We start from the raw sequence: 12,298 nt of genomic DNA on the forward strand, positions 1-12,298 counted from the left end.
TGCGGCGCCGACAGAGCGGTGAGGTGGAACGCGAACAAGCTGCCGCCCCACGTTCGAAAATTTCCTCGCGCTCTCCTGTGATGTTGCCGGAACTCGCGAGGCGCGCTGTCGTTGGAGCAATCACCGACCATCATCTCGATCAGCAAGGAGACAGCCATGACGGCAATTTCAGAACAGTCCATCCGGGCCGAAGCCGAGCGGATCTTCGAGGCGAAGGGTCGACCGATCTGGTCCCATCCGCTCGACTACTGGACGGAAGCGTCCAACCTCCTGGCCCGGGGCACGGCCCGCGAACAGAAGCGGGAGACCCGTCGCGCGATGATCGACTTTGGCGCTGCCGCGCCGCGTTCGGCCGGTCATATCCCGCGGGACCATGATGCCGGACAGCTCTGAGCTCGAGGAAGCCGTAGCCGCGTCCGAGCCGCTGGAAGAGCTGAAGCGGGCGCGCGCCGAGGATCTTGGCATCCGACGGCGCCGCCGCGGTCGCGGCTTCTCCTATGTCGATCGCAAGGGACGGACGATCCGCGCCAAGGCTGCCTTGGAGCGGATCGCCAAGCTGGCCATCCCGCCCGCCTATGAAGACGTCCGCATCTCGAGCGACCCGACCTCGCATCTGCAGGCAATCGGACGCGACGCGGCCGGGCGCTGGCAGCATCGCTATCACGAGAACTGGACCGGCGTTCGCGAATCCCGAAAGATCGAGAGGCTGGCCCTTCTTCTCGACGTGCTGCCGAAGATCCGCGCCCGCGTCCGGGCCGACATGGCGCGCCGGAAGCTCGACCGCTCGAAGGCGCTCGCCTGCGCCGTCGCGATCCTCGACGAGACCCATATTCGCGTCGGCTGCGAGGCATATGTCTCGACCAGCGGTGCTCGCGGTGCGGCAACCTTGCTCAAGCGGCATTCCAGTCTCGGCAAGGAGCAGGTCCTGCTCTGCTTTCGCGGCAAGGGCGGCACGCAGTTCCGCTGTACGGTGCTGCATTCCCCGCTTGCTCGCGCGCTGAGCCGGATCGCCGAACTTCCGGGCCGCCGCCTCCTGCAATATCAGGATGCTTCCGGTGCGGTAAAGCTCATCCATGCGCAGGAGATCAACGCCTATCTGAAGGAGATCTCCGGCGCCGAAATCACCGCGAAAGATCTCCGGATGCTGGCTGCCAACGCGCTCGCGGCGCAGGAATTCGCCGCGATGGAGCCGGAGACGGTCGAGACGCGCCAGCGCCGGCAGATCGCTGCCGTCATGCGGAAAGTGGCGGAGCGCCTCGGCAATACCCCGGCCGTCACCCGCAAGAGCTACGTCCATTCCCGCATCGTCGAGGCCTTCGCCGCGGGCGGTCTCCCCGCCATCGTGAAGACCTGCCGGAGCGTCGGCCTGCGCAAGCGCAGCGAGAGCCTGGTGAAGCGCCTCATCGCCTCCTGAGCCGCCTCGAAAACCTTGTGCGTTCGCGCTGGAACCGGATCGAGGCGAAACCGTTTAACGGCGGGCCAAAAGGAGGCATAGCGCCAGACATGGAAGAGTTCGCACAGCAGTTTGGCCAGAAGACCTGGCTGCCCTTCTCCGTCATCTCGGCCCGCCTGCTGCTGGCAGCCGTGCTCGGCGCCATCGTCGGTTTCGAAAGGGAATGGCGAAACCGCCCAGCCGGATTGCGCACGCATATCCTCATTTGCGTGAGTACGGCGGCCATCGCGATCATCGCCACCGAAATCACGCATCTGGGCGATTTCGGCGGCCAGGAAATCCGGATTGACCCGCTGCGCCTGGTCGAGGCCACCACGGCCGGCGTCGCCTTCCTGGCGGCGGGCCTGATCTTTTTCTCCAAGGGCGAAGTGCATGGCCTCACCACCGGGGCCGGCATGTGGCTCGCCGGCGCGGCCGGGCTCGCCGTAGGGCTGGGCTTCTGGCAGATCGCCTTGCTCTGCACGGTGATTGCCCTGGCGACCTTCGGCCTGCTGTCCTTTCTCCCCCGCGGCCGGTGAGGGATTGTGGCTGATCTCGACTTCGCAAGCCCATCCAGCAATTCCTCGATCCATCCGCTCCGCAACGGCTCCGGCCCATGGCAGCTTCACTGGCCGCAGAAGATGCCGCTGCTGCGCGTGTCGGGGACAGTCAGCTGCGACGTGGTGGTCGTCGGCGCCGGCATAACCGGCGCCATGACGGCGGAAATCCTGACGCGGGCTGGCCATTCGGTGATCGTCGTCGACCGGGCGTTTCCCGGACGGGGTAGCACGGCGGCCAGCACCGCGATGCTGCTGTGGGAAATCGACACGCCCCTGGTAGAACTGGCCGATCTCTACGGCTTCGAGAAGGCTTCCGCCGTCTACCAGCGCAGCCTTCTCGCGGTATCGGGCATCGCCGATATGGTCGAGCAACTTGCCCTGCCCTGCCAGTTTGCCCTGCGGCCCTCGCTCTATCTGGCGCCGGCCGGCGAAGGCGCCGGCGATCTGGCGCAAGAGCACGCGGCCCGCGCCCGGGCCGGGCTGCCTGGGGCTTTGCTCTCGCGCGAGGAACTGATCGGCGCCTTCGGCTTCGACAGGCCGGCGGCTCTCATCTCCCCGGGATCGGCCGAAGCCGATCCGGTTCTGCTTTCGCATGGCCTGCTTCAGACCGCGTTCCGGGGCGGCGCGCGGCTGGTTGCCGACGAGGCGGTTCGCTACGACTGGGACGACGACGCGGCCTATGTCGCGCTCGCCTCCGGCGCCTCGCTGCACGCCAAGAAGATCGTGCTGGCGACCGGCTATGACATGCCGGATTTCGTCCGCTCCGATTTGCACAGCATCGTGTCGACCTGGTGCGTCTCGACAGGCCCCGTGCCGCGCAATGCGATCTGGAATGACCGGGCGCTGCTCTGGGAGGCGGACGATCCCTATCTCTATGCCCGCCTGACCCAAACGGACGAGATCGTCGTGGGCGGCGAGGATGAGGTGATCGAGGACGCGGACGAGCGCGACAAGAAGATGGCCGAGAAGTCGGCAACCCTCGCCCGCCGGATGCGCGCTCTATGGCCCGATCGCGATTACACCTTCACCTCGTCCTGGACGGCCGCCTTCGGCCAGACGGAAGACGGGCTTCCCTTGATTGGCCCGGTGCCGGGCGCGCGCAATATCCTCGCAGCCTATGGCTATGGCGGCAACGGCATCACCTTCAGCTTCATGGCTTCGCGCATCATCGCTGAACTCGTCGCGGGCGCGCCGCGGCCGTGGTTCGACGATTTCGCGCTGGATCGCGGGCAGCCTTCAACTTGATGAAAGATACGATCCCAGGAGCGCCAGCGATAGGTGCCGCGCGAGGATGGAACACCGGATGATTGTATAGATTGGAAGATCGGGAAGGCTGGCAGATGTTTCCGGGGAGGAATTTGGATCGCGTTGAGGGACATGCACCAGCTCCGCAGCGACCCTCGACTATTCTCGCTTGCCGATGCAGCGTTCACGACCGGATGATGTCCTGTTTCATTTGAAACAGGGTGTCGATGCCCCTATAACCGCTTGATCGCAAACGATTAGCCCGCGCAACTGGAAGAAGTTCACGGATATGAGCCAGAACAATACGCCCGCGTCGTCTGGCTCGGATACCGGCTTTCTGGCAGGCGGCGGTGAGATGGCCGAGCGCATCGCCGGCTATGATTGGGCATCCACTTCCCTCGGGCCCGTCGCAGACTGGCCGCAGTCGCTCAAGACGACCATCGGACTCGTCCTGCGCTCGCCGGTGCCGATCGTGATGCTCTGGGGCGCCGATGGCGTGATGATCTACAATGACGGCTATTCCCGCTTTGCGGGCGGCCGTCATCCCGTCATTCTCGGCAGCAAGGTGCTCGAGGGGTGGCCCGAGGTTGCCGATTTCAACGCCCATGTGATGAAGGTCGGTCTCGGCGGGGGCACCCTCGCCTACAAGGACCAGGAGCTCACGCTGTATCGAAACGGCGTTCCCGAGCAGGTCTGGATGAACCTCGACTATTCGCCGATCCCGGACGAAAACGGCCTGCCGATCGGCGTCATCGCCATCGTCGTCGAGACGACCTCCAAGGTGAAGGCGGAGCAGTGGCTCCAAGGCGAGCGGGAACGGCTCAGCCAGATGTTCCAGCAGGCCCCCGGCTTCATGGCGCGGCTAACGGGACGCGACCATGTCTTCGATCTGGCCAACCCGGCCTATCTGGCTCTGGTCGGCCATCGCGACATCGTCGGCAAGCCGATCCGCGCGGCGCTGCCGGAACTCTCCGGCCAGGGCTATTTCGAACGGCTGGACCGGGTTTTCGAGACGGGCGAACCCTTCATCGGCCTCGAAATGCCGGTGATGCTGCAACGCCGGCCGGATGACGAGAGCGAGCAGCGTTTCGTCGACCTCGTCTATCACCCGCTTCGCGACGATACCGGATCGATCATCGGCATCTTCGCCCAGGGCACCGACGTCACGGAGCGCGTGCTGGCGCGCCGCGCGGCCAATGCCAGCGAGGCGCAGTTCCGCACCTTTGCGCAGGTGATGCCCAACCATTTCTGGACGGCGACGCCGGAAGGACAACTCGACTGGTTCAACGACCAGGTCTACCGCTACAGCGGCGCCGGGGCCGGCGATCTTGACGAGGATGGCTGGCTGTCGCTGGTCCATCCCGACGACGTGCCGTCAGTCACCACCAAATGGCGTTCGGCGCTGCAAGCGGGCACGCAATACGAGACCGAGTTCCGCATCCGCCGCGCCGATGGCAGCTATCGCTGGTTCCTGGTCCGCGCCATGCCGGTGCGGGACGACGATGGCTCGATCCGACGCTGGGTCGGGACCAATACCGACATCGAGGAAGCCAAGGCCACGGCACGCGCGCTTGCCGAATGGACCGAGACGCTCGAGGCGCGCATGGACGCCGAGATGGCCGAACGTCGCAGCGCCGAAGCAGCGCTGCAGCAAGCCCAGAAAATGGAGGCGATCGGCAATCTGACCGGCGGCGTGGCGCATGATTTCAACAATCTGCTGCAGGTTCTCTCCGGCAATCTGCAATTGCTGAGCCGCGACATATCCGGCAACGAGCGGGCCGAACGCCGGGTCGCCACCGCCCTGACGGCGGTCGGGCGCGGCGCCAAGCTCGCCAGCCAGCTGCTCGCCTTCGGCCGTCGCCAACCCCTGGCGCCGAAGGTCCTCAATGTCGGCCGCTTCGTCTATGGCATGGAAGACATGCTGCGGCGGACGCTAGGCGAGAGCATCGAGATCGAGGTTCTCGTCTCCGGCGGCCTCTGGAACACCTTCGCCGATCCGACCCAGATCGAGAACGCCCTGCTCAATCTCTGCATCAACGCCCGCGACGCTATGGAGGGGACGGGCAAGCTCACCATCGAAGCGGGCAATGCCTTCCTCGACGAGACCTACGCCCGCGCCCAGCCCGAGGTTGTTCCCGGCCAGTATGTCGTAATGGCGGTGAGCGATACCGGCTGCGGCATGACGCCCGAAGTCATGTCGCGCGTGTTCGAACCCTTCTTTTCGACGAAGCCGGCCGGCAAGGGCACGGGGCTCGGCCTTGCCATGGTGTTCGGTTTCACGAAGCAGTCCGGCGGCCACGTCAAGATCTACAGCGAGCTCGGCCATGGCACGACGGTGAAGCTCTATCTGCCGCGCACGCAGCAAACCGAGGACGTTCCGTCCACCCAGGACTATGGCCCCGTCACCGGCGGCGAAGAGACCATTCTGGTCGCCGAGGATGATGAAGAAGTCCGCGCCGCCGTGATCGACATGCTGGGCGGGCTCGGCTATCGCGTCCTCAAGGCAAAGGATGCCGACAGCGCGCTCAGCATCATCGAAAGCGGCATCCCGATCGACATGCTCTTTACCGACGTGGTGATGCCGGGAACGCTGAAGAGCACGGATCTCGCCCGCAAGGCACGCGAGCGCATCCCCGGCATCGCGGTTCTCTTCACCTCCGGCTATACGGAGAATTCCATCGTGCATGGCGGCCGCCTCGACGCCAATGTCGAGCTGCTTTCCAAGCCTTACACCGTCGAGGCGCTGGCGCGGAAGATCCGCCATGTGCTCGGTAACGAGCAGCAGCGCAATGCCGCCAAGGCGGTGCTGTCGGCGCCCGAGGCCGCCCGGCCCGTCGCGCCCCCGCCGCCGGCTCAGCAGGAAGCCCGGCCGCTGCGCGTGCTGCTGGTCGAGGATGAGGTGATGATCCGGATCAACTCCATCGACGTGCTGGAGGAACTCGGCCACGAGGTCATCGAAGCGCGCGATGCCGAGCAGGGGCTCGCCGCCCTGGAGGCCCATCCGCTCGATGTCATCGTGACCGATCTCGGACTGCCCGGCATCTCCGGCGCCGACTTTGCGCTGATGGCGCGGGCGATGCAGCCGGAGATCCCGATCGTCTTCGCCACCGGCGACAGCCAGGCGCCTGCCTTGCCCGGCAAGCCCGGCATTCTGCTGCGAAAGCCCTATGACGGGGACGACATGCAGGCGGCCATCGAGGCGGCTACCGCATCGTCCTCGCCGGGCGAGGAATAGCTTCTAAAGCCGGCTAAGCATCATCCGGCCGTAGGCGTGATCTGGGGTGTGCACGTTCCGCTAGAACGCTCGTGCCGCCCCTTCCGGCATTCGACTTTGCAACCGAGGTCGGATAAACTTGTATCTCTGGTGAGAGCTGTCTCTCGCCCTGAATCGGGGTTTGAGAACGGATATGGAGCAATCACTACCGACGCTTCGCGAGGAGCTTGAGCAACTCGCCGAGCAGTCGATCAGCGATGAGGCGAGATCCGCGTTGCAGCGGGCCGCCTGCGTCGTGCGTCAGACCGAACTTCCCGCCCCAGGCCAGAAGACCGGCACCTCCGCATTGACCGACGAAGAGCGCGCCGATGGCGGCCTGATCGAGCGCCTCGGCGAATAGAACGGCCCGCCCGTTCCATCCTTTGCTTATAAGCCTGAAATAGAAACAGCCCCGGAAGCCTGAACGCTGCATGCGCTCAGGCTTCCGGGGCTTTTCATTTCTCGGACCTTTGGAGCGCCGCCGTCACGGCCTCGCTCGAAATATCAATTCTGGTCAATCGGTTGGAGTGCCTCGCCGCTTCAAGGAGAAGCGTCAGGCGATGGGGAGAGCTTCCAGCGCGGCCCAGTCGAACCGGACGCCGCTGCCGGGCTCGTCCGGCGCCACGGCGCGGCCATCCACCACCACCAGCGGGCGCAGCGTGTAGCGATCGATCTGGAACGCATGCACCTCCAGCCAGCCCGCATTCGGCACGGCCGGGACGAGGCTCACATGCAGTTCCTGCATGCCATGGCTGCAGACCGGAATCCCCAGCGGCTCGGCCAGCTTCGCGACACGCAGGAAGCCGGTGACGCCACCGCAATTCGACGCGTCGGGCTGGATGAAGGACAGCGACGAATGCTCGAAGGCATGCTTGAACTCCTGCAGCGTGTGCAGGTTTTCACCCATCGCCAGCGGCACGCGGGTAGCCTTGGCGAGTTCCCCATAGCCGGCGAAGTCATCGGGCTCCATCGGCTCTTCGAACCAGGTCAGATCGAACGGTTCGAAGGCTTTGCCCGCCGCCATGGCGCGGTCGAGGTCATAGCCGAAATTGCCGTCGACCATCAGCTTGTTCGACGGCCCGATCCGGTCGCGCACGGCACGCAGACGCGCCACGTCTTCGGCCAGGTCCGGCTTGCCGATCTTGATCTTGATGGCGCGGTAGCCCTGGTCGAGATAGCCGCCCACGCTTTGGACCAGCTTCTCGATCGGATAGTTCAGATCGACGCCGCCGCGATAGGTCAGGGGCGACTTGCCGGCGCCGCCCGCCATTTTCCAGAGCGGCAGGTTCTGCCGGAGGCCGCGCAGATCCCACAGCGCGATGTCGATCGCCGAGATGGCGAAGGAGGCGATGCCGCCACGGCCGACATAGTGCAGGCGCGACTGCATCTCGTCATAAAGCGTATCGATATCGTCGGCGTCGTGGCCAATCAGCATCGGCGCGAGGTCGTGGTCGATCATCGCCTTGGTGGCGTGGCCGCCGGTGCCGATCGTGTAGGTATAGCCAAGGCCCGACTGGCCGTCCGCAGTCTCGATCTCGGCCGTTACCAGCTCGAAATAGGTCTGCAGGCCGTGCCGCGCATCCTGCATCGGCTCCTCAAGCGGAACCCGGAAGACGCGCGATCGGATGCCGGTAATGGCTTGACGGCTGGACATGTTTCTCTTCCCCTTGAAGAATTTTGATGTCGAACGACCCGGCGAAGCCAGATCAGCCCCAGTTGACGTACATGGTCTTCTTCTGGAAATAGCCATCCAGGCCGTATTTGCCGTCCTCGCCGCCCAGACCGGACTGTCCCCAGCCGCTGTGGAAGCCCTGAAGAAGCTCGCCATTGGTGCGGTTGAAGTAGATCTCGCCGAAGTTCAGGCCTGCCGCGACCCGCATCAGCCGCTTCAGGCTGCCGGTATAGACATAGGCCGAGAGGCCATAGTCGGAATCGTTGGCGAGCCGCAGCGCTTCCTCGAAATCGTCGACGATGACGATCGGCACGACCGGCCCGAAGATCTCCTCGCGCATGGCGGGGATCGCATTGTCCTTGGCGAGCAGGACGGTCGGCGCATACCAATGGCCCTTGGAGTGGACGCCCTCGCTCAGCTTGCCGCCTTCGAGCAGGACCTCAGCGCCGGCCTCGACACTGCGGCGCACGATATCGGCGATCTTGTCGACCTCCGGGCCACTGATCTTCGGCCCGATGTCGGGATTGTCGAGCGGGTCGCCGATGATGAGGGCGCGGCTGCGGGCAATGAACTTCTGGATGAACTCATCCGCGATGGCGCGGTGCAGATACATGCGCTCGTTGCAGGTGCAGATCTGGCCGCAATTGGTGTAGCGCGCCGTCACCGCGCTCTCGACCGCGCGGTCGATATCGGCGTCTTCCATGACGATGAACGGGGCCTTGCCGCCGAGTTCGAGGCGGATCGGCTTGATGCGGGCGGCGCCCGAGGCATAGATCTCGCGGCCGGCGCGCGTGCTGCCGGTCATGGTGATCAGGTCGGATTGCGGGCTTTCGACCAGAGCCTGGCCGACCGTGCGACCGGTTCCCGTCACCACGTTGAAGACGCCGGCCGGAATGCCGACCTTCTCCGCCAGGGCGGCGATGGCCAGGCCCGACAGCGGCGTGAACTCATGCGCCTTGAGGACGAAGGTGTTGCCGGCGACCAGCGCCGGACCGAGCTTGCGCGCCGTCAGCGCCGAGGGATAGTTCCACGCCGTCAGACCCACCACCACGCCATAGGGCGCCCGGCGGATCCAGATTTCCTCATTGGCGGCGTCGGAGGGCATGATGTCGCCCTCAATGCGACGGCCACTTTCGGCCGCATAGCGCAGGAACGCCTCGGTCGCGCCGATCTCGCCATAGGCCTGGTTGAGCGGCTTGCCCTGCTCGGCGACGACAACATGGGCCAGGAGATCGCGATGGTCGCGCACGGCATTGGCCAGCAGGCCGACCAGCCTGCCGCGCTCCGGGGCGGGTATGGCCGCCCAGCCGGGTTGTGCCCCTTTGGCGGCGTCGAGGGCCGCCTGCGCATGCTCCGCGGAGCCGCCGGGAACGGTGCCGATGATGTCGCCATTGGCAGGATTCTCGATCTCGACCACCGGCGCCGCGCTTTCGGCCTGCCAGGCGCCGCCAATGAACATACCGATATGCGACGGGGTTTCCGCCACGACGCCACCAAGCTTTTCGAGCACAACTTCCTCCAGATTTGGTCGGACCAAATTTTGCAGAGGTTGGACCACACCTCATCCCATTTTGTCAAATGTTCTGGATTTTACAAAGATTAGTCAGCATTTGATGCCAACCGGCGCCAATCGCCCGATCTTTTGGTCGGTCCAGATCCACGCTATTGATCTTCGCGGGCGATTGGTGGATTGCTGCGGCAACGGACTTCGCAGGCCGGATGGAGACCCATGCTGAACGACCTGACGCTCGACGACATGCCGCCCCGCACCGGGGAGCACCGCGCCGCCGACATCGTCGTCGCGACGATCGAACAGGATATCGTTTCCGGCCTGCTGGAGAACGGCAGCCTCCTGCCGCCCGAGCGCGACCTGATGGGCCGCTTCGGCATCAGCCGCACGGTGGTGCGCGAGGCGATCGCGACGCTGACCACCCGGGGCCTGCTTGAAAGCAAGCCGCGCCACCGGCCGGTCGTGCGCAAGCCGGGCTATGATGCGGCCTTCTCCGCCGTGGGCGGCGTGGTCAGCCACCTGCTGCGGCAGGATGGCGGCGTGAAGACCCTCTACGACGTGCGCATCTTTCTCGAGGCATCGCTGGTGCGGCACGCCGCCCTGCATGCGCGCAAGGAAGACATCGCCGCGCTCCGCGCCGCGCTCGAGCGCAACCACGCCGCGATCGACGATCCCGTGCTGTTCGACAATACCGACGTCGCCTTTCACGCTGTTTTCTACGGCATTCTGGGAAATCCGGTGTTCCCGGCCGTGCACAGGGCCTTCGTGACCTGGCTGTTCGAGCATTGGCAGAGCATGAGCCGCTCGCCGGAACAAAACCTGATCTACTACGCCGGCCACAAGGCCATCTTCGACGCCATCATCGACCGGGATCCAGACGCCGCCGAAAAGGCGCTTCTCGCCCATCTGAGCGAGGCGTGGGAGACGGTGCGCGGCACATTTTAATTCACGGATACCAGGGAGGATTTCGAGAGTGGCTCGGGAGGAGTTTGACTATATCGTCGTCGGAGGCGGGTCGGCCGGCTGCGTCGCCGCCGCGCAACTGGTCACCAAGGGCAATCACCGCGTCCTGCTGCTCGAGGCCGGGCATTCGCACCATCACCCCCTGCTCGACATGCCGCCTGGCATCTTCAAGATGATCAATGGCAGCAAGTACATGAAGTACCACACGACGGTGCCGCAGCCGCATCTCGATGGCCGCGAGCATGACATCCCGCAGGGCAATGTGCTCGGCGGCGGTTCGTCGGTGAATGCGCAGGTCTATATTCGCGGCCGTCCTTCCGATTACGACGAATGGGACCAGATCCTGCGCGGCAACAATGACGGCGCCGACTGGAGCTGGAACGCGGTGCTGCAGCATTTCCGCGGCATGGAAGGCAACAACCGGCTGAACAACGACGCCCATGGCGCCGATGGCCCGCTGCTCGTCTCCGACCCGGGCCATGTCAACGAACTGTCGCGCTGGTTCGTCCAGGCGGTGCAGGCGCTCCGCGAGCCGTTCAATCCCGACTTCAACGGCCCGTCGCAGCGCGGCGTCGGCTTCTACCAGTTCATGAACCGGGCCGGGAAGCGCAGCAGCGCCGCCTATGCCTTCGTCGAGCCGCTGAAGAACGATCCGCGCCTGACCGTCCGGCTGCATGCCGAGGTCTCGCGCATCCTGATCGAGAACGGCGCCGCCGTCGGCGTCCAGTATCGCATCGGCGAGACCGAGCACACGGCCTATGCCAAGGGCGAGGTGATCGTCAGCTCCGGCGCGCTGGTCAGCCCCAAGCTGCTGATGCTCTCCGGCATCGGGCCGGCGGCCCATCTGGCCGAGCACGGCATCGAGTGCAAGGTGGACCTGCCGGGCGTCGGCGCCAATCTGATCGACCATCCGGAAGTGCCGATCACCGGCACGACCAATGGCAAGTTCGGCTATTTCAACCAGGGCAATGGCTGGCGGATGCTGAAGAACGGCATCCAGTTCAAACTGTTCGGCAGCGGCCCGATCACCACGGCCGGCGTCGAGGCCGGCGCCTTCGTCAACCCGCTCGATCCCGACGCGCCACCGACCATCCAGGCCTTCTGCGTGCCGATCGTCTATCTCGACCGCGACACGCGCAAGTCGATGAAGGACACCTATGGCGTCACCATCACCACGGTAGTGGTCAAGCCGAAGTCGCGCGGCTACGTCAAGCTGCGCTCGGCCGATCCCTCCGCCATGCCGCTCGTCTCGCCCAACCTGCTCAAGGACGAGGACGACATGCGCCAGATGGTGGCCGGACAGCGCTTCTTCCTGCGTGCCTTCCATACCGAGCCGCTCGCCCGCCGGATCGAGCGCGTCGCCCTGCCCGCCCAACCGGATCCGGACGAGGAGGCGCTGCGCACCCATTGCCGGCGCTTCGTGAAGACCAACTATCATCCGGCCGGCACCTGCAAGATGGGCGCGGATGGCGACCCGATGGCGGTGCTGGATTCCCGCATGCGCGTGCGCGGCGTCGAACGGCTGCGGGTCTGCGACATGTCGGCGGTGCCGAACATCAACGCCGGCAACACCAATGCGCCGGCGATGATGCTGGGCGACCGCTGCGCCGACTTCATCCTCAATCCGCGCTAAGCAGCACGGGCGGCCAGCCCCCTCTCCCGC

General features: G+C 65.3%; 10 protein-coding genes. 8 read left to right on the forward strand and 2 right to left on the reverse strand.

Features of this window, described 5'->3' with window-relative positions; all coding sequences use genetic code 11:
- The first annotated feature begins 156 nt into the window (after positions 1-156).
- From ABIE08_RS11270 to ABIE08_RS11295, 6 genes are all read left to right on the forward strand, one after another.
- Complete coding sequence (locus ABIE08_RS11270) at positions 157-393, forward strand: hypothetical protein (RefSeq protein ID WP_354551005.1); 237 nt, start codon at positions 157-159, stop codon at positions 391-393.
- Positions 377-1,414 (forward strand): DNA topoisomerase IB, encoded by a 1,038-nt coding sequence (locus ABIE08_RS11275; RefSeq protein WP_354551006.1) that lies wholly within the window; start codon positions 377-379, stop codon positions 1,412-1,414. Before ABIE08_RS11270 ends, ABIE08_RS11275 begins: the two co-directional genes overlap by 17 nt.
- Before the next feature lie 89 nt (positions 1,415-1,503).
- Positions 1,504-1,971 (forward strand): MgtC/SapB family protein, encoded by a 468-nt coding sequence (locus tag ABIE08_RS11280; protein ID WP_354551007.1) that lies wholly within the window; start codon positions 1,504-1,506, stop codon positions 1,969-1,971.
- Positions 1,972-1,977: 6 nt separating this feature from the next.
- Positions 1,978-3,237, forward strand: a complete 1,260-nt coding sequence (locus ABIE08_RS11285; RefSeq protein ID WP_354551008.1) for an NAD(P)/FAD-dependent oxidoreductase — start codon at positions 1,978-1,980, stop codon at positions 3,235-3,237.
- A 289-nt stretch (positions 3,238-3,526) separates the two neighbouring features.
- Positions 3,527-6,472: a hybrid sensor histidine kinase/response regulator gene (locus ABIE08_RS11290; protein ID WP_354551010.1), complete on the forward strand. Its 2,946-nt coding sequence runs from the start codon at positions 3,527-3,529 to the stop codon at positions 6,470-6,472.
- A 172-nt stretch (positions 6,473-6,644) separates the two neighbouring features.
- The gene (locus ABIE08_RS11295) at positions 6,645-6,851 is read left to right on the forward strand and encodes a hypothetical protein (protein ID WP_354551011.1); all 207 of its coding nucleotides are present in this window, start codon (positions 6,645-6,647) and stop codon (positions 6,849-6,851) included.
- 192 nt (positions 6,852-7,043) lie between these two features.
- On the opposite strand, the gene ABIE08_RS11300 is transcribed toward ABIE08_RS11295, so the two are convergent.
- Both ABIE08_RS11300 and ABIE08_RS11305 read right to left on the reverse strand, forming a co-directional pair.
- A complete protein-coding gene (locus ABIE08_RS11300; RefSeq protein WP_354551012.1) occupies positions 7,044-8,144 on the reverse strand; it encodes a mandelate racemase/muconate lactonizing enzyme family protein in 1,101 nt (366 codons plus the stop codon).
- A gap of 52 nt (positions 8,145-8,196) precedes the next feature.
- Positions 8,197-9,672 (reverse strand): aldehyde dehydrogenase family protein, encoded by a 1,476-nt coding sequence (locus ABIE08_RS11305; protein WP_354551014.1) that lies wholly within the window; start codon positions 9,670-9,672, stop codon positions 8,197-8,199.
- 219 nt (positions 9,673-9,891) lie between these two features.
- Between ABIE08_RS11305 and ABIE08_RS11310 the strand changes: the two genes are divergently transcribed.
- Together ABIE08_RS11310 and ABIE08_RS11315 are read left to right on the forward strand one after the other, a co-directional pair.
- Positions 9,892-10,617 carry an FCD domain-containing protein gene (locus ABIE08_RS11310; RefSeq protein WP_354551015.1) on the forward strand — a complete coding sequence of 242 codons (726 nt, stop codon included), beginning with the start codon at positions 9,892-9,894 and terminating at the stop codon, positions 10,615-10,617.
- A gap of 28 nt (positions 10,618-10,645) precedes the next feature.
- A complete protein-coding gene (locus ABIE08_RS11315) occupies positions 10,646-12,268 on the forward strand; it encodes a GMC family oxidoreductase (RefSeq protein ID WP_354551016.1) in 1,623 nt (540 codons plus the stop codon).
- The last annotated feature ends 30 nt before the right edge of the window (positions 12,269-12,298 follow it).

Origin of the sequence: Kaistia defluvii (genome assembly GCF_040548815.1) — a bacterium.
GTDB classification, from domain to species: domain Bacteria; phylum Pseudomonadota; class Alphaproteobacteria; order Rhizobiales; family Kaistiaceae; genus Kaistia; species Kaistia defluvii_A.

Excerpts from the sequence above, each read along its gene's own strand:
- ABIE08_RS11275 (WP_354551006.1), top strand. The coding sequence starts at position 377 with ATGCCGGACAGCTCTGAGCTCGAGGAAGCCGTAGCCGCGTCCGAGCCG.
- ABIE08_RS11300 (WP_354551012.1), bottom strand. The coding sequence starts at position 8,144 with ATGTCCAGCCGTCAAGCCATTACCGGCATCCGATCGCGCGTCTTCCGG.
- ABIE08_RS11290 (WP_354551010.1), top strand. The coding sequence starts at position 3,527 with ATGAGCCAGAACAATACGCCCGCGTCGTCTGGCTCGGATACCGGCTTT.
- ABIE08_RS11295 (WP_354551011.1), top strand. The coding sequence starts at position 6,645 with ATGGAGCAATCACTACCGACGCTTCGCGAGGAGCTTGAGCAACTCGCC.
- ABIE08_RS11270 (WP_354551005.1), top strand. The coding sequence starts at position 157 with ATGACGGCAATTTCAGAACAGTCCATCCGGGCCGAAGCCGAGCGGATC.
- ABIE08_RS11310 (WP_354551015.1), top strand. The coding sequence starts at position 9,892 with ATGCTGAACGACCTGACGCTCGACGACATGCCGCCCCGCACCGGGGAG.
- ABIE08_RS11280 (WP_354551007.1), top strand. The coding sequence starts at position 1,504 with ATGGAAGAGTTCGCACAGCAGTTTGGCCAGAAGACCTGGCTGCCCTTC.